This window comes from Microbacterium resistens, from assembly GCF_021172025.1.
Taxonomy (GTDB): Bacteria; Actinomycetota; Actinomycetes; order Actinomycetales; family Microbacteriaceae; genus Microbacterium; species Microbacterium resistens.
On sequence record NZ_CP082781.1, the window covers coordinates 2,500,425 to 2,517,049 of the forward strand.

Sequence of the window (16,625 nt, forward strand, 5' to 3'; positions counted from 1 at the left end):
TCGGTCCCCGGTACGGCGGCTACGCTCGGGAGGGTGAGCCTCGTCGTGACCGTCCCCACCGAACGCCTCGCCGCGAACCTCCGCGCCCTGCCAGGCGCCGAGTGGCAGAGCGACGTGGACCTGCGGATCTGGGACTTCCGGGACGCCCCTCCCGCCACCCGGATCGACATCGTCGTGCCGCCGTACATGGGCGGGCCGGGGGCGCTCGCCGCCCTCTCCGGGCTGTCGGTCGGGCTCGTCCAGGGCCAGTCGATCGGCTACGAGGGGGTCTCCGACCATCTGCCCGCCGGCGTCCCGTTCGCCAACGCCGCGAGCGTGCACGAGACCTCCACCGCCGAGCTCGCCGTCGCCCTGACCCTCGCCGCGCAGCGGCAGCTCCCGCGGTTCGTGCGTGCCCAGGAGCAGGGCGGCTGGTCGCCGGTCTTCGCGGAGAGCCTGGCCGACCGGCGCGTGCTCCTCGTCGGCTTCGGCGGCGTCGGCACGGCGATCGCCCGGCGCCTGGCCCCGTTCGAGGTCGAGCTGTCCGCCGTCGCGCGCACCGCCCGCCGGGAGGACGTCGACGGCCTGGGAGCGATCGACGTGCACGGGATCGACGAGCTCCCTGCGCTCCTGCCCGACGCGGACATCGTCATCCTCAGCCTCCCGGGCGGCGACGAGACACGGCATCTCTTCGACGCGGAGCTGCTCCGCCGTCTGGCGGACGGCGCGCTCCTCGTCAACGTGGGCCGCGGATCGATCGTGGACACCACGGCGCTGGGCGCCGAGCTCGAATCCGGACGACTCCGCGCCGCGCTCGACGTCTTCGAGCAGGAGCCGATCCCCGAAGGCGACCCGCTCTGGTCCGCGCCGAACCTCCTGATCAGCCCGCATGTCGGCGGAGCCTCCACGGCGATGAACCCCCGGATCGCCCGCCTCGTCAAGACCCAGATCGAGCGGATGCTCGCGGGCGAGCCGCCGATCAACGTCGTCCTCGGCGACTGACGTCCCGCCCGGGCGTCCCCTCCGGACTCCGGGTCCGGGACCCGATGTGCCGTGGTGCGGCATCGGCTCAGCGTCGGCCGGGATCGCCGCGCACTTCCGCTCGCGCGGAGAACCACCGCAACAGCGGAGCAACCCCGCCGCATCCTCCGCCGCAACGGCAGAACTCCGCAGGAATGAACCGCGGAACCTGCACGCCGCACGCCGGCCCGAACCGATTCGACGCGCCTGCTGGCGGGGGTGTAAGCGTTTGCACTAGCCTGGGCGCATGGCAGAGCTCGAGCAGAAATCCGCACCCGGTTCCGAGTGGTGGCGGTCCGCCGTCATCTACCAGATCTACCCCCGCTCCTTCGCGGACGCCTCCGGCGACGGGATCGGGGACCTCCCCGGCATCACGTCCCGCCTCGACGACCTGAAGGAGCTCGGGATCGATGCGATCTGGCTGAGCCCCTTCATGACCAGCCCGCAGCGCGACGCCGGCTACGACGTGGCCGACTACCGCGACGTCGATCCGCTCTTCGGCACGCTCGCCGACTTCGACGAGATGCTCGCGCAGGCCCACGCCCGCGGGATCCGCGTGATCGTCGACCTGGTGCCCAACCACTCCTCCGACCAGCACCCGTGGTTCCAGGCCGCACTGAAGGCGGGACCGGGAAGCCGCGAGCGCGCCCGCTACGTGTTCCGCGACGGCCGCGGCGAGAACGGGGAGCTCCCGCCCAACAACTGGGAGTCCGTCTTCGGCGGCGGAATGTGGGAGCGGATCACCGAGGCCGACGGCACGCCCGGTCAGTGGTACCTGCACATCTTCGACGCCACCCAGCCCGACTTCGACTGGACCAACGAGGAGGTGCGCGAGGAGTTCCGCTCCATCCTGCGCTTCTGGTTGGATCGGGGCGTCGACGGCTTCCGCGTGGACGTCGCGCACGGCATGGTCAAGGAGGCGGGCCTTCCGGACTACGCCCCCGTCGCCGACGCCGACTCGATGGGCGGCGGCGAGGAGAACGTGCCGTACTGGGGGCAGGACGAGGTCCACGACATCTACCGCGACTGGCACACGGTGCTCGCCGAGTACGACGGCGACCGCGCGCTGTGCGGCGAGGCGTGGCTGCCCACCCTCGCCAAGACGGCGCTGTGGGTGCGTCCGGACGAGATGCACCAGACCTTCAACTTCCCCTACCTGATGACCCCCTGGGGCGCGAGCGCGCTGCGGGACGTCATCCGCGAGTCGCTGGACGAGTTCGGCGCGGTCGGGGCGCCCAGCACGTGGGTCCTCTCCAACCACGACGTCGTCCGGCATGCCTCGCGCCTGGCGCTGACGGCGGACAACCCGCAGGGCGAGGGGATCGGCCCGAACTCGCCTGGGAAGCCGGATCGCGCGATCGGCCTGTCCCGCGGCCGGGCCGCGACCACGCTGATGCTGGCCCTGCCCGGATCCGCCTATCTGTACCAGGGCGAGGAGCTCGGCCTTCCCGAGGCGATGGAGATCCCGGACGAGTTCCGGCAGGACCCGACCTGGTTCCGCACCAACGGCGAGCGCTACGGCCGCGACGGCTGCCGCGTGCCGCTGCCCTGGGTCGCCGACGCCCCCGCCTACGGCTTCAACGACACCGGTGCCTCGTGGCTCCCCCAGCCGCCGGAGTGGGCCGAGTACGCGCGCGACGTCGAGCGGGGCGTCGAGGGATCGACCCTCTCGCTGTACCAGGAGCTGCTGCGGGTGCGCCGCGAGCGCGGCCTCGGCGCGGGAAGCCTCGTGTGGGAGGACCTGGACCCGAACGCCGTCGCGTTCCGCCGCGGGGACCTGCACGTGGCGGCGAACCTCGGCGACGACCCGATCGAGCTGCCCGCCGATGCGCGCTTCGTCGTGCAGAGCGAGCCGTTCTCCGGTACCGCACTGCCGCCGAACACCGCCGCCTGGTACGTGCGGGGCTGACCGCGTGAGCGCCGGACCGCACCGTCGTCCCGGGACCGCCGAACCGTCGCGCGGCCCCGGGGCACTCGTGCGGTCCGGCGTTCCTGACCCGGGGCGGCGCACCCGGAACGGGGTCCCGATCCGCGGACGTCGGCCCGATTCGCGGAGGTTCTTCACCGAAACCTGTGCAGATCGGGACCGAGTGTGCAGATCGGGACGGCACCGCCCGGGCGGGCAGCGGGGCGGTCGACACCGCACCGGGGGGCGGCGAGCGGACGGGGACCGGACGTGGTGAGCATCGACGAGGTCGCACGGCGGGCCGGCGTCTCCACCGCGACGGTGTCACGGGCGCTCAGCGGGCGCGGCCACGTCTCCGAGGCCGCACGCGCGAAAGTGCAGGAAGCGGCGGACGCGCTCGGCTACGTGGTGTCGTCGCGGGCCTCCAGCCTGGCGTCCGGGCGGACCCGCAACGTCGGCGTGATCGTGCCGTACCTCGACCGCTGGTTCTTCAGCACCGTGCTGTCGGGGGTGTCGAGCACGCTCATGAAGGCGGGCTACGACATCACGCTGTACAACATCACCGCGGACGCGGAGGTGCGCAGGGACGTCTTCTCGACGTTCCTGCGCCGGCAACGCGTGGACGCCCTCATCGCGGTCTCGATCGAGCTCGACGAGGAGGAGACCCAGAGACTGCGGGATCTCGCATTGCCGGTGATCGCGATCGGCGGGCCGAACCCGTCGCTGACGACGCTCACCGTCGACGACCTGGCCGTGGCCGAGCTGGCCACGGAGCACCTCCTCAGCCTGGGGCACCGCGACATCGCGCACATCGGCGCGAGCCCGGAGTTCGATCTGGACTTCCACATCCCCACGCAGCGCAGGCAGGGGTTCGAGAAGGCGCTGGAACGCGCCGGGATCACCCCGCGACCGACGTTCCTCGAGCCCGCCGACTTCACCGTCGAGGGAGGCTTCCGCGCGGCCAAGCAGCTCCTCGGACGCCCCGGGCGCCGACCGACCGCGATCTTCGCCGCGTCGGACGAGATGGCGATCGGCGCGATCCTCGCGGCCCGCGACCTCGGCTACCGCGTCCCGCAGGATCTGTCCGTCGTGGGGATCGACGGACACGAGCTGGGCGGGTTCTTCCAGCTCACCACGGTCGACCAGTTCCCGCTGCTCCAGGGCCGCCGCGCCGCCGAGGCGCTGCTGCGCACGCTCGCCGAGCCGGGCACCGCCGGTCCGACCGCGCTCCCCTTCGAGCTGGTGGTCCGCGGAACGACGACCCGCCGCTGAGCCTCCCCGGCGTGTCCGATCAGCAGCCGGCGGGCCCGGTCAGCGGCGTGCCCCGTCAGCAGCCGGCGGGCAGCAGTCGGCGTTCGCGCTCGTCCTCGCGCGCGGACCAGCGGACGCTGACGACGTGCAGCAGGAGCGTGACGGCCAGGATCCCGGCGGAGAACGGCAGCAGTCCGTCCGGCGGCACCCCCGTCGCAAGGGCCAGCCCGCCGCTCGCGCTGCCCAGGGCGCTGCCCAGCAGCATGCCGCTCGTGTTGAGCGCCAGCACGAACGCCGCGGACTCCGGCGCCATCGCCCCGAGCCGCGCCTGCAGCGCCACCCCGGACCCGCCGTTGAAGAACGCCGTGAAGAGGAACCAGAGCACGGCGGCCGCCGCACCGAGCATCCCCGGCAGCAGCAGGCCGAAGGACCCGAGGACCGCGACCGCCAGCACTCCGACGATGATCGTCGTGATCACGCGCACCGGGGTGGTGCGATCCGTCATCCACCCCGACACGAGGTTCCCGCCGAGGCTCACGATCCCGTATCCGAAGAGCACCGCGACCATCCCGAGCCCCGCGCCGATCCGCGGCTCGAAGATCAGTGCCGCGTAGGTGAAGCAGAAGTAGCTCGCGCACATCAGCCCGGCCGGGATCAGCAGCGCGAACAGGATCTTCGGCTCCGCGAGAGGACGCAGCGATGCACGCAGGCTCAGCGGCGGCAGGCGCAGGTGCGGGACCTTCAGCGCGATGCCGACGAGCGCCGCCGCGCCCACGACGACGACCATGTACAGCGGGATCCGCCATCCCGTCTGACCGACGACGAGCCCGATCGGCACGCCCAGCGCCGTCGCCGCGAGCCACCCGCCCTGGACGAGAGCCAGCGCGCGCCCGCGCCGCTCGGGCGGGGCCTTGGCGATCACGTAGGCGGCCACCATCGCGTTGAGCAGGCCGCCGCCGAGTGCGGACACGATGCGTCCGGCCATGGCCCACGCGTACGTCGGCCCGATCGCCACGATCAGGTTGCCCAGCACGAACACCGCGAGCGACACGAGGATCGTCCCCTTGCGCTCCCAGCGCCCGGTCAGTGCGCCCAGCACCGGGCCGGCGACGGCGCTGGTGAGCGCGAAGACCGACATGAGCTGCCCGGCCGCGGCCTCGGTGACGCCGAGATCCTCGGAGATCTGCGGCAGCAGACCCGCGAGCACATACCCGTCGATGCCCATCGAGAACGTGGCCACGGCGAGCCAGAGGAGAGCCCCGGTCCCGGCCGTCCGCGCCTCGGGTGTCTTCTGCACCCGCTCATCCAAGCAGAGACGTCGGACATCCGCAGGCGGATTCCCTCGCCGCTCGCCGCCCGCACCGCGCGATCCGCCGTCCTCGCCTCCCGCCGAGGGACGCCGGGACGGGCGACGGCACGCGAGCGCCGGACACCCCGGCGATAGGCTCGCGGCATGACGATCGATCTCGAAGCGCTGTTCATCGACCTGCACCGCCATCCCGAGCTGTCGTTCCAGGAGACGCGCACCGCATCGATCGCCGCCGGGCACCTGCGCGATCTGGGCCTCGACGTGACCGAGGGGATCGGCGTCACGGGCGTGATCGGGGTCCTGCGCAACGGCGACGGACCGGTCGTCTGGGCGCGCGCCGACATGGACGCCCTCCCCGTCACCGAGCTCACCGGGCTCCCCTACGCGAGCACGGCCACGGGGCTGGACGCCGAGGGGCACGCGGTCGGCGTCATGCACGCCTGCGGCCACGACATGCACGTCACGGCCATGATCGGCGCCGTCGAACAGCTCGTCGCTTCGAAGGACGAGTGGTCGGGCACCCTGGTCGTCGTGATCCAGCCCGCGGAGGAGTTCGGCGCGGGCGCCAGGGCCATGCTCGACGACGGCGTCCTCGACCGCTTCCCGCGACCGGACGTCGTGATCGGCCAGCACGTGACGCCCCTGCCCGCCGGGGTCATCGGCGTGCGCCCCGGTCCGCAGATGTCGGCGTCCGACGGGCTCACCGTGACCCTGCACGGTCGCGGCGGCCACGGCTCGCGGCCGCACTCCACGGTCGATCCGGTGGTGATGGCCGCCGCGACCGTGATGCGCCTGCAGACGGTCGTCTCCCGGGAGGTCGACCCGCACGACCTCGCCGTGGTGACCGTCGGATCCATCCACGCCGGGACGAAGAACAACATCATCCCCGCCGAGGCCACGCTGGAGCTGAGCCTGCGCTACCCCGACGAGGTCCTGCGCGAGAAGGTCCTCGCGAGCGTCGAGCGGATCGTGCGCGCGGAGGCGCTGGCCTCAGGCGCGACGGCGGAGCCCACCATCGAGACCCTGCACACCCTGCCCGCCACGATCAACGACGCCGACGCCGCGGAGCGCGCCATCGGCGCGTTCCGCTCCGCGTTCGGGGAGGACAACGTCATCGATCCCGGCCTGTTCACCGGCAGCGAGGACGTGTCGTGGTTCGCCCGCGACGCGGGGGTCCCGCTGGTGTTCTGGTTCTGGGGCGGCATCGATCCGGCGCGCTTCGCCGAGGCCGTCGCCAGCGGCACGCTGGACAGCGCCATCGCGACCAACCACTCGCCGTACTTCGCCGTCGAGATCCATCCGACGATCGAGGTCGGCGTGAAGGCGCTCACCGTCGCCGCGCGGGAGTTCCTCGGCTGATCCTGCGCCGCGCCGGAGCCCTCAGACCTGGACGATCCGGGTGCGGGGGGACGGCAGGGCTCCGACCGGCGTCCCGTGCGCCTCGTGGTGGAGCTGCTCCATGCGGGCGTCCAGCGCGCTGGCCGCCTCGGCGGCGGACGTGAGGCTGTCGACGAGGTGCGCGGGCACGGCCCCGGCGAACTTGTAGTGGATCTTGTGCTCCAGGCTCGCCCAGAAGTCCATCGCGATGGTGCGGAACTGCACCTCGACCGGCACCGTGATCGGCCCGGTGGAGAGGAAGACGGGGACCTCGAGGATCGCGTGCAGGCTCCGGTACCCGTTGGGCTTAGGCGTGGCGATGTAGTCCTTGACGATCCGCACCGACACGTCGTCCTGGGCGGTCAGGAGGTCGAAGAGGCGGTAGACGTCGGCTACGAAGCTGCAGGTCACGCGCACGCCCGCGATGTCGGTGATGTGCGTGCGGATCGAGTCGAAGTCCGGCTCGATCCCCCGCCGCGCCACCTTCTCCACGATGCTGTCCGGAGACTTCAGCCGGCTCTTCACGTGCTCGATCGGGTTGTACGAGTGATGGTGGGTGAACTCGTCGCGCAGGATGGAGATCTTCGTCTCGATCTCGCGCATCCCGAACTCGTACTCGTGGAGGAAACGCTGGAACTCGTCGCGGAGCTCCCGCGCCTCGTTCAAGGTCTCGTTCAGCGCATCGTCGACGGGGACCGTGCTCATGCGCTCGACGTTACGCACCCGTGATCTGATTCGGCTGTGCGTTCGTCCTGGGCGAACGAGCCGGCTCGCGGGCATCCGTCAGCTCCTGTCGGGACACGAGCCAGGGCAGTCCCCGCCCGCCGCGGGTGAACAGGGCGAGCACCACGGCGAGGGCCATCAGCGGCCACACCCATGCCTCCCCCGCCGCGCCGACGAGGGCGAGCGCGGAGATCCCGCCCACGCCGGCCGCCCAGCGCAGGACTCGCGCGAGCGCGGCCGGGAGCGGTCCGCCGCGATACCGCAGCTGCACCGCCGCGTCCCCCGGCGACTGGCCCGTGACGAGGATCCAGATCAGCCACACCAGACTGGTGCCGCCGGTGCCGATGAGCGTCGTGAGGCCGTCGTCGCCCTGCGCCGTCGACTCGCCGAGGATGTAGAGGCGGGCGAGCAGGATCACCACCCCGGCGCCGAACGCGACGATGCTGTAGCCGATCGCATCGCACAGCATCGCCAGCAGGCGCCTCCCCCGCGTCACGGGGCGCGGCCGATCCGCATCCGGCGACGCCGCGGAGCCCCGCAGCCGGGCGGGCACGACGAGGGACAGGAGCGATCCGAGCACGGCGCCGGCCGTGTTCGTCATGAGGTCGCCGACGTCGAAGAAGCGGTAGGCGCACGGGTAGATCGTCCAGACGCCCGTGAGCTGCGTCGTCTCGATGAACAGCGACAGCCCGAACCCGACGGCGAGCGCGGTGACGACGCCCCGTCCGCCGAGCACCCGCAGCAAGAACCCCAGGGGGAGGAACAGCAGCACGTTCAGCGCGAGCTGCAGGATCGCGGGGTCGGTGAGAGGGTTGGCCGAGCGGGCGAACGCCTTCTGCACGTCGTGCACGACCGACATCGGATCCAGGATCGCTCCCACGCAGCGGATGTCGTCCGGATCCGGCAAGGGAAGCAGAGTGTATGTCCAGATCGCCCAGAAATAGATCAGCGCCGCGAGCCAGAGCACCAGGCGCCCGACCGTCAGCCGCCCGCGGCGGCGGTAGCTGATCGCCACGAACGGCACGAAGAGGAGGACGCCGAAGACCAGGCCGATGGCCGTCGCGAGGAAGCCGAGAAGCACCTGATCCTGCACCCGTCGAGCCTACGCGGCCACGGCGGCCGCCCATGCTCACGGCCCGCACCGAGGCGGCACGCCGCGGGCCGTGAGCGGATCGTGAGGGAAACGTACGGATCCCGCATTGCACGCCGCCGCGCGCAGGCGTAATGTCGCCGCTCGTGGCAAATGAGAGCCGTGAGAGCGCGGACGCCCCGCAGCTGGCCAAGCGCATCCTCCTGGGGGATCCGCTCACCTCCGAGCAGGCCGACGAGCAGCTGCTCCCCAAGCGCATGGCGCTGCCGATCTTCGCGTCGGACGCGCTGAGCTCGGTGGCGTACGCGCCGCAGGAGCTGCTGATGATCCTGCTCGTGGGCGGCATGGCCTTCCTGTCGTTCACCCCGCTGGTCGCCGGAGCGGTGGTGCTCCTCCTCGTCGTCGTGGTGCTCAGCTACCGCCAGCTCATCAAGGCCTACCCGTCCGGCGGCGGCGACTACGAGGTGGCGTCGACGAACCTGGGCGAGATCCCCGGGGTGGTCGTCGCGGCGGCGCTGCTCGTCGACTACGTGCTCACGGTCGCCGTCTCCATCGCGTCGGGCGTGGACAACATCATCTCCGCCGTGCCGGAGCTCAACCCGTGGCGGGTCGAGCTCGCGGTCGGCTTCGTGATCCTCATCGTGATCGTGAACCTCCGCGGCGTGCGGGAGGCGTCCACCGTGTTCGCGATCCCCACCTACGTCTTCATCGGCTCGGTCGCCGTCATGATCGTGACGGGGCTGGTCCGCACGGTCCTGGGCGACGCACCGGTCGCCTCCAGCGCCGAGTTCGCGGTGCAGGCGGAGGACCTCAGCCAGGCCGCCGTCATCCTGCTCGTACTGCGCGCGTTCTCCAGCGGCTGCTCGGCACTGACCGGCGTCGAGGCCGTGTCCAACGGCGTGCCGGCCTTCCGGATGCCGAAGATCCGAAACGCCCAGACGACCCTCGCGATGATGGGCGCGATCGCCGCGCTGCTGTTCGCCGGCCTCACCGCCCTCGCGCTCATCTCGGGCGTGCACTACGCGGAGGACCCGTGCGCGCTCGTCGGGTTCGACTGCGCGAACCCGCAGCCCAGCCTCATGGCTCAGGTCGCCGCGGCGACCTTCGGCGGCGGGAGCATCCCCTTCTTCCTCATCCAGGCGGCCACCGCCTGCGTGCTGCTGCTCGCCGCCAACACCGCGTTCAACGGGTTCCCGCTCCTCGGGGCGGTGCTCGCCCGCGACGGCTATGCCCCCAAGGCGCTGAACACCCGCGGCGACCGGCTGGTCTTCTCCAACGGGATGATCGTCCTCGGCATCGCCGCGGTCACCGTGCTCGTGGTGTTCCAGGCGAACCTGACCACCCTGATCCAGCTCTACATCATCGGCGTCTTCGTCTCCTTCTCCCTCGGGCAGATCGGGATGGTGCGGCACTGGCGCCGCGTGCTGCGGGGCACGCGCGCCAAGACCGTGGCCGAGGCCGCGCCGCTGCGCCGCTCGGCCTACACCGGCCTCGTCATCAACTCCGCGGGCGCCACGCTCACCGTCCTCGTCCTGCTGATCGTGACGATCACGAAGTTCACGCACGGCGCGTGGATGGTGTTCTTCGCGATCCCCGTGCTCGCGGTCCTCATGGTCGGGGTGAAGCGCTACTACCGGGACGTGGAGCACGAGATCGCCGTCGACGACGCCACCCACTTCGGATCCGCGGGAGATGTGGCGATCGTCCTGGTGAACCGGCTGCAGAAGCCCGTCGTCAAGGCGCTCGACTACGCCATCGCGGCCAACCACGACAAGACCGTGGCCCTGCACGTCGCCCTCACGCCGGAGGACGGTACGCAGCTCCAGCGCGAGTGGCAGCGGCACCGGATCCCCGTGCCGCTCGTGATCGTCGACTCGCCCTACCGGACGTACGCCCAGCCGGTGGAGCACTTCATCCGCGAGTACCGGTCGAAGCACGGGCCGTCGGTGGTGACCGTCTACCTGCCGCAGTACATCGTCGGCCACTGGTGGGAGAGCCTGCTGCACAACCGCCGCGCGCGCCGCATGGCGAACCAGCTCATGCTCGTGCACGGCGTGACGATCACGCTCGTGCCGTGGCTGCTGGACTCGTCCGAGCTGATCTACGGGCGACGGTCCCGGCCCGTGCCCGGACAGGAGCGCGCCGGACGCCCGGTCGCCGTCTACGGCTCGTCGGGCCGGCGCGCCCAGCGCCCCGCGGGCCCGCCCGACGCCGGCTGACCGGGACCGTCTCCGGCGGGTCGACCCGCTCCGGGGAACCCGGCGGTCACTCCCACCGCGCGCGGGCCGGATCGATGCCGCGGGCGCGGGCGGACGCCTCGACCGCGGCGCGCAGCCACTCCCCGAGACCGGGAGCGTAACCGTCGTAGTGCGCCGCGTGCTCCCCGGAGAAGGTCTGCGCCATGATCACGTGCATCGACGGCGTGCAGTGGAAGTAGGCGCTCATCGCCTGCCGGTGCCGCTCCACGAGCGCGGCCGCGCGGCCGTCCTCGGGCCGGATTCCCGCAGCGAACGCCTCCGCGCAGGCCGTCAGCACCTCCTCCAGCTCGCCCACGACGGCCCGCCAGTCGTCGGCGTCCCGCTCGGCCGCCCGCTCGGCGTACTCGGCCCACTGCGGGGAATCCCCCCAGCGCTCGCGCGCCCCGGTCGTCCACGCCGGGTCCCAGTCCTCGCCGAACACCTCCGTCGCCTTGTCGGCGGGAAGGAGCGGTCCGGTGGCGTCGGCGGCGATGAGCCGGTCGACCGCCGCGGCGACCTCCTGCAGCCGGGCGATCCGCTCGTCCAGCTCCGCGCGGCGCCGCATGAGCTCCGCGCGGCGCTCGTCGGCCCCGGCGGACAGCAGGGTCCGGATGCCCGCGAGGGGCACGCCGAGCTCGCGGAGAAGCACGATGCGCCGCAGGAGCGCGACATCGGCCGGGTCGTACGCGCGGTATCCGCCGGACGTGCGCCGAGACGGCGAGGCGAGTCCGATGGCGTCCCAGTGGTGCAGGGTCCGCACCGTCACGCCGAGCGACGCCGCGACGGCGCCGACCGTGGCGAGCTCGTCGGGATCGGCGGCGGAGGGCATGCATCGAGACTGCCACGTCGGGACGCCCGCGTCTGTCCCTGCCGGTCGATAGCCTGGCGCCGTGACCTCATCGACCGCCGCCGAGCCCTGGCCCCTGCGCACCGAGCGCCTCGAGATCCGTCGCTGCGTCCCCGCCGACCTCGACGCCGTCTGGGCGTACCGCCGGCTCCCGGAGGTGAACCGGTGGCTGGGTCGCGCGCCGGCCACCCGCGCGGCGTTCCACGAGACGTACTCGGACCCCGAGCGCCTGGCGACGACGTTCGTCATCGTGCGCCGCGAGCCCGGGAAGGACCCCGTCATCGTCGGCGACCTGATGGTGCGCGTCGAGGACGGCTGGGCGCAGGCCGAGGTCGTCGACGCGGCGCGGGGCACGCAGGCGGAGCTCGGCTGGGTGCTGGATCCCGCCCACGCCGGGCGCGGCTACGCCACCGAGGCCGTCCGCGCGGTGATCGACGCCTGCTTCGGGCCCTTGGGGCTGCGCCGCGTGCACGCGGGGTGCTTCGCCGCGAACGAGCCGTCGTGGCGGCTCATGGAACGGATCGGGATGCGCCGCGAGGAGCACAGCCGGCGCACGGCGCTGCACCGGTCCGGCGAGTGGATGGACGGCATGGACTACGCCGTGCTCGCCGAGGACTGGCCCACCGCGCCCCCGCGCTGACCGCCCCTCGCACCGGTCCGCGGCTGCCGCGGGCGACGGGACCGGGTCCGCCGTCAGGGATCCGCATGGGTCCGCCCGGCCGCCGTAGGGATTCCGTGAGGATCGCCGTTCGCGGCCCGCCCGGGCAGTGAGATCGATCCGTGTTCGATCTCCTCTATCTGGCGCTGACGCTCGCGCTGTTCCTGCTCGTCGCGATGGCGGCGAGGGGCGCGGAGCGCATCGGCGCCCCCGCCCGCCGCCCCGCCCGTCGCGAAGCCGTGGACGGAGGCGAGCGCGGATGATCGTCCTGCAGATCCTCGCCGCCGTCCTGGCCGTCGCCGCCATCGGCTACCTCCTCGTCGCGCTCATCGCCCCGGAGCGGTTCTGATGGACGCGGCCGCCATCGGCTTCGGCATCCTGCAGGCGGGCGTGCTCCTCGTCGCCCTCGTCCTGCTCTACCGCCCGCTGGGCGACGCCATCGCCCGCATCTACACGGGGGCGAAGGACCTCCGCGTCGAACGCGGCATCTACCGGCTCATCGGCGTCGATCCGACGGCGGAGCAGACCTGGCGCTCCTACGCGCGGAGCCTGCTCGCGTTCTCGGTCGTCGGGCTGATCCTGCTCTACCTGCTCCAGCGCGCGCAGGCCGTGCTCCCCCTCTCGCTGGGCCTTCCGCCCGTGCCCGAGCCCATCGCGTTCAACACCGCCGCCTCGTTCGTCGCGAACACCAACTGGCAGTCGTACTCGCCGGAGCAGACCGTGGGGCACCTCGTGCAGCTCGCCGGCCTCACGGTGCAGAACTTCGTCTCCGCCGCCGTGGGGATCGCGGTGGCGGTCGCGCTGGTGCGCGGCTTCGCGCGGCGCGGCAGCGGCACGATCGGGAACTTCTGGGTCGACCTGATCCGGGGCCTGGTCCGGCTCCTGGTGCCGGTCGCGGTCCTCGGCGCCCTCGTGCTGCTCGCGGGCGGCGTCGCGCAGAACCTCGCCGGGTTCACCGAGGTGCAGACCCTCTCCGGAGGCACGCAGGCCCTGCCGGGCGGCCCGGTCGCCTCCCAGGAGGTCATCAAGCTCCTGGGCACGAACGGCGGCGGCTTCTACAACGCGAACTCCGCGCACCCGTTCGAGAACCCCGCGCCCTGGACGAACCTCGTCGAGATCCTGCTGATCCTCGCCATCCCGTTCTCCCTTCCCCGCGCGTTCGGCCGGATGATCGGCGACGATCGCCAGGGATACGCGATCGCCGGGGTGATGGCCGGGATCTTCCTCGTCTCGACCGCCGCGCTGACCGCGCTGGAGGCGGCGGGGAACGGCGCGGCCCCGGCGCTGGCCGGCGGCGCCATGGAGGGCAAGGAGCAGCGGTTCGGGATCTTCGGGTCCACGCTGTTCGGCAGTGCGTCCACGCTCACCTCGACCGGCGCCGTGAACTCGATGCACGACTCCTACACGGCACTCGGCGGCATGATACCGATGCTCAACATGATGCTCGGCGAGGTCGCCCCCGGCGGCGTCGGATCCGGACTCTACGGGATGCTCGTGCTCGCCGTGCTCGCCGTGTTCGTCGGCGGTCTGCTCGTCGGGCGGACCCCGGAGTACCTCGGCAAGCGCATCGGCCCGCGGGAGATCACGCTCGCGAGCCTCTACATCCTCGTCGTGCCGACCCTCGTGCTCGGCGGGACCGCCCTGAGCTTCGCCCTCCCCGGCATCCGCGAGGAGGTGGTGTCCACCAGCATCCTCAACCCGGGGCCGCACGGTCTCAGCGAGGTGCTCTACGCGTTCACCTCGGCCGCCAACAACAACGGCTCGGCCTTCGCGGGACTCACCGCCAGCACGCCGTGGCTCGCGACGGCGCTCGGTGTGGCGATGATCCTCGGCCGGTTCCTGCCGATCGTGTTCGTGCTCGCGCTGGCCGGCTCGCTCGCCGCGCAGGACCGGGTCCCGGAGACCGCGGGCACCCTGCCGACCCATCGCCCGCAGTTCGCCGGGCTCCTCGCCGCGGTGACCGTCATCGTCACCGCTCTCACCTACTTCCCCGTGCTCGCGCTCGGGCCCCTCGCAGAAGGACTCGTCTGACATGACCCTCACCGACACCGACCGCGCCCCGGTCCCCGACCCCACGTCCGTCGCAGACCCGTCCGCGCCGGACCATTCCTCCCGCACGCCGCGCGCGTTCGGGCCGCGGCAGCTCGTCGCCGCTCTCCCGGGCGCGCTGCGCCGCCTCAACCCCGCGCGGCTCCTGCGCACCCCCGTGATCCTGCTCGTCTGGGCGGGCGCGGCCCTCACCACCGTGCTCGCGATCGCCGAGCCGTTCCTCGGCTCGGACGCGTCCGGCGGAGCCGCGGTGCCCGCCGGCTTCACGGCCGCGATCGCCGGATGGCTGTGGGTCACGGTGCTGTTCGCGAACCTCGCGGAGTCCGTGGCGGAGGGCCGCGGCAAGGCGCAGGCCGCGACCCTGCGGAAGACCCGGACGAGCACGACCGCGCGCCGCGTCGTCCGCTACGACGAGGCCGCGGATCCGGACGCCGTGCACGCCGCGACCGAGGAGGTGTCGTCGGCGGCCCTGCGGCTCGGCGACGTGGTCGTCGTGACCGCGGGGGAGCCGATCCCCGGCGACGGCGACATCGTCTCCGGGATCGCCACGGTGGACGAGTCGGCGATCACGGGCGAGAGCGCCCCGGTCGTGCGCGAGTCCGGCGGCGACCGCAGCGCCGTGACCGGCGGGACGCGCGTGCTGTCGGACCGGATCGTCGTGCGCATCACGTCCCAGCCGGGGGAGACCTTCGTCGACCGCATGATCGCGCTCGTCGAGGGCGCCGACCGCCAGCGCACCCCCAACGAGATCGCGCTGAACATCCTGCTCGCGAGCCTGTCCATCGTGTTCCTGGTGGTCGTGCTCGCGCTCGGCCCCATCGCGGCGTACTCGGCCTCCCCCGTGGGGATCCCGGTCCTCGTGGCCCTCCTCGTCTGCCTCATCCCCACCACCATCGGCGCGCTGCTGTCGGCCATCGGCATCGCCGGCATGGACCGGCTCGTGCAGCGCAACGTCCTGGCCATGTCCGGGCGGGCGGTGGAGGCGGCCGGCGACGTCACGACCCTCCTGCTGGACAAGACCGGCACCATCACCTACGGAAACCGGCGGGCGACGGACGTGCGCCCCGTCGGCGACGTGCCCGCCGAGGAGCTGCTGCGGGCGGCCGCGTTGTCCTCCCTCGCAGACCCGACGCCCGAGGGAGCCTCCATTGTGGAGCTCGCCGCCGCGCGCGGGGTCGCCGTCCAGGCCCCCGAGGACGCGGTCGCCGTGCCGTTCACGGCGCAGACGCGGATGAGCGGCGTGGACCTGCCGGACGGCACGCGCATCCGCAAGGGCGCCGCCTCGGCGATCCGCGCCTGCCTGGCGGAGGAGGGCGGGGCGGAGGACGCGGCCGCCGCCGAGGCGGCCCGGTTCGCGGACGAGATCGCCGCCTCCGGCGGGACCCCGCTCGTCGTCGCCGTCGCAGCTCCGGTCGTCGAGCGAGCGGCGACCGGGGGCGTGCTGGGCGTGGTGCATCTCAAGGACGTCGTCAAGGAGGGGCTCGCCGAGCGCTTCGGCGAGCTGCGCCGGATGGGCATCCGCACGGTCATGATCACCGGGGACAATCCGCTGACGGCGAAGGCGATCGCCGCCGAGGCGGGCGTCGACGACTACCTCGCCGAGGCCACGCCCGAGGACAAGCTCGCACTGATCCGCCGGGAGCAGGAGGGCGGGCGCCTCGTCGCCATGACGGGGGACGGCACGAACGACGCGCCGGCGCTCGCCCAGGCCGACGTCGGCGTCGCCATGAACACCGGGACCTCCGCCGCCAAGGAGGCCGGGAACATGGTGGACCTCGACTCGGACCCCACCAAGCTCATCGACATCGTGCGGATCGGCAAGCAGCTGCTCATCACGCGGGGCGCGCTCACGACCTTCTCGCTCGCCAACGACATCGCGAAGTACTTCGCGATCATCCCCGCCATGTTCATGGGGGCCTTCCCCGGGCTCGGCGCGCTGAACATCATGGGCCTGCACTCGCCCGCCTCGGCCGTGGCCAGCGCGATCGTGTTCAACGCGATCGTGATCGTCTTCCTCATCCCGCTCGCCCTGCGCGGGGTGCGCTACCGGCCGGCCGGCGCCGCGCAGATCCTGCAGCGCAACCTCCTCGTGTACGGCATCGGCGGCGTCATCGTCCCCTTCGTGGGCATCAAGCTCATCGACCTCGTCGTGAGCCTCTTCCCCGGCTTCTGACCCCTC

Annotated in this window: 14 protein-coding genes; 10 read left to right on the top strand and 4 right to left on the bottom strand. The window is 72.5% G+C overall.

The genetic code is table 11. The annotated features are described in order from the left end of the window. Nucleotides 1-33 precede the first annotated feature (33 nt). The 3 genes from K8F61_RS11855 to K8F61_RS11865 all read left to right on the top strand — a co-directional run bounded on the left by K8F61_RS11855 (nucleotide 34) and on the right by K8F61_RS11865 (nucleotide 4,177). The gene (locus K8F61_RS11855; protein WP_231819254.1) at nucleotides 34-981 is read left to right on the top strand and encodes a 2-hydroxyacid dehydrogenase; all 948 of its coding nucleotides are present in this window, start codon (nucleotides 34-36) and stop codon (nucleotides 979-981) included. A gap of 265 nt (nucleotides 982-1,246) precedes the next feature. Further along, a complete protein-coding gene (locus tag K8F61_RS11860) occupies nucleotides 1,247-2,908 on the top strand; it encodes a glycoside hydrolase family 13 protein (RefSeq protein WP_067247909.1) in 1,662 nt (553 codons plus the stop codon). Nucleotides 2,909-3,175: 267 nt separating this feature from the next. Continuing rightward, complete coding sequence (locus K8F61_RS11865; protein WP_067247905.1) at nucleotides 3,176-4,177, top strand: LacI family DNA-binding transcriptional regulator; 1,002 nt, start codon at nucleotides 3,176-3,178, stop codon at nucleotides 4,175-4,177. A gap of 55 nt (nucleotides 4,178-4,232) precedes the next feature. Here K8F61_RS11865 and K8F61_RS11870 read toward each other — a convergent pair whose 3' ends face one another. After that, entirely contained in the window at nucleotides 4,233-5,453 is a 1,221-nt protein-coding gene (locus K8F61_RS11870; RefSeq protein ID WP_231819255.1) for an MFS transporter, read from the bottom strand. A 156-nt stretch (nucleotides 5,454-5,609) separates the two neighbouring features. On the opposite strand from K8F61_RS11870, the gene K8F61_RS11875 reads away from it, so the two are divergent. After that, nucleotides 5,610-6,824, top strand: a complete 1,215-nt coding sequence (locus tag K8F61_RS11875) for an amidohydrolase (RefSeq protein ID WP_231819256.1) — start codon at nucleotides 5,610-5,612, stop codon at nucleotides 6,822-6,824. 21 nt (nucleotides 6,825-6,845) lie between these two features. On the opposite strand, the gene K8F61_RS11880 is transcribed toward K8F61_RS11875, so the two are convergent. Both K8F61_RS11880 and K8F61_RS11885 read right to left on the bottom strand, forming a co-directional pair. After that, nucleotides 6,846-7,547 (bottom strand): GTP pyrophosphokinase, encoded by a 702-nt coding sequence (locus tag K8F61_RS11880; protein ID WP_067247899.1) that lies wholly within the window; start codon nucleotides 7,545-7,547, stop codon nucleotides 6,846-6,848. A 10-nt stretch (nucleotides 7,548-7,557) separates the two neighbouring features. Beyond that, nucleotides 7,558-8,658, bottom strand: a complete 1,101-nt coding sequence (locus tag K8F61_RS11885; protein ID WP_231819257.1) for a VanZ family protein — start codon at nucleotides 8,656-8,658, stop codon at nucleotides 7,558-7,560. A 131-nt stretch (nucleotides 8,659-8,789) separates the two neighbouring features. Here K8F61_RS11885 and K8F61_RS11890 point away from each other — a divergent pair, with 131 nt between their 5' ends. Then, nucleotides 8,790-10,874 carry an APC family permease gene (locus K8F61_RS11890; protein WP_231819258.1) on the top strand — a complete coding sequence of 695 codons (2,085 nt, stop codon included), beginning with the start codon at nucleotides 8,790-8,792 and terminating at the stop codon, nucleotides 10,872-10,874. Between the two features lie 46 nt (nucleotides 10,875-10,920). Here the strand turns inward: K8F61_RS11890 and K8F61_RS11895 are convergent, their stop codons facing one another. After that, nucleotides 10,921-11,721 (bottom strand): MerR family transcriptional regulator, encoded by an 801-nt coding sequence (locus K8F61_RS11895; protein WP_231819259.1) that lies wholly within the window; start codon nucleotides 11,719-11,721, stop codon nucleotides 10,921-10,923. 61 nt (nucleotides 11,722-11,782) lie between these two features. On the opposite strand from K8F61_RS11895, the gene K8F61_RS11900 reads away from it, so the two are divergent. The 5 genes from K8F61_RS11900 to kdpB all read left to right on the top strand — a co-directional run bounded on the left by K8F61_RS11900 (nucleotide 11,783) and on the right by kdpB (nucleotide 16,619). Beyond that, nucleotides 11,783-12,379 carry a GNAT family N-acetyltransferase gene (locus K8F61_RS11900; protein ID WP_231819260.1) on the top strand — a complete coding sequence of 199 codons (597 nt, stop codon included), beginning with the start codon at nucleotides 11,783-11,785 and terminating at the stop codon, nucleotides 12,377-12,379. 140 nt (nucleotides 12,380-12,519) lie between these two features. Next, nucleotides 12,520-12,660, top strand: coding sequence for a hypothetical protein (locus K8F61_RS11905; RefSeq protein WP_157518199.1), 141 nt, complete (start codon nucleotides 12,520-12,522; stop codon nucleotides 12,658-12,660). Further along, nucleotides 12,657-12,746, top strand: coding sequence for a potassium-transporting ATPase subunit F (locus K8F61_RS11910; protein WP_067247885.1), 90 nt, complete (start codon nucleotides 12,657-12,659; stop codon nucleotides 12,744-12,746). Before K8F61_RS11905 ends, K8F61_RS11910 begins: the two co-directional genes overlap by 4 nt. Beyond that, nucleotides 12,746-14,428, top strand: a complete 1,683-nt coding sequence (gene kdpA, locus K8F61_RS11915; RefSeq protein WP_231819261.1) for a potassium-transporting ATPase subunit KdpA — start codon at nucleotides 12,746-12,748, stop codon at nucleotides 14,426-14,428. The genes K8F61_RS11910 and kdpA overlap by 1 nt, the downstream gene beginning before the upstream one ends. 1 nt (nucleotide 14,429) lies before the next feature. Next, nucleotides 14,430-16,619: a potassium-transporting ATPase subunit KdpB gene (gene kdpB, locus K8F61_RS11920; protein ID WP_231819262.1), complete on the top strand. Its 2,190-nt coding sequence runs from the start codon at nucleotides 14,430-14,432 to the stop codon at nucleotides 16,617-16,619. Nucleotides 16,620-16,625 lie beyond the last annotated feature (6 nt).

What these genes read in the sequence shown, in the direction of transcription:
- K8F61_RS11910 (WP_067247885.1), top strand. Translation starts at nt 12,657, where the DNA reads ATGATCGTCCTGCAGATCCTCGCCGCCGTCCTGGCCGTCGCCGCCATC.
- kdpB (WP_231819262.1), top strand. Translation starts at nt 14,430, where the DNA reads ATGACCCTCACCGACACCGACCGCGCCCCGGTCCCCGACCCCACGTCC.
- K8F61_RS11880 (WP_067247899.1), bottom strand. Translation starts at nt 7,547, where the DNA reads ATGAGCACGGTCCCCGTCGACGATGCGCTGAACGAGACCTTGAACGAG.
- kdpA (WP_231819261.1), top strand. Translation starts at nt 12,746, where the DNA reads ATGGACGCGGCCGCCATCGGCTTCGGCATCCTGCAGGCGGGCGTGCTC.
- K8F61_RS11895 (WP_231819259.1), bottom strand. Translation starts at nt 11,721, where the DNA reads ATGCCCTCCGCCGCCGATCCCGACGAGCTCGCCACGGTCGGCGCCGTC.
- K8F61_RS11890 (WP_231819258.1), top strand. Translation starts at nt 8,790, where the DNA reads ATGTCGCCGCTCGTGGCAAATGAGAGCCGTGAGAGCGCGGACGCCCCG.
- K8F61_RS11860 (WP_067247909.1), top strand. Translation starts at nt 1,247, where the DNA reads ATGGCAGAGCTCGAGCAGAAATCCGCACCCGGTTCCGAGTGGTGGCGG.
- K8F61_RS11875 (WP_231819256.1), top strand. Translation starts at nt 5,610, where the DNA reads ATGACGATCGATCTCGAAGCGCTGTTCATCGACCTGCACCGCCATCCC.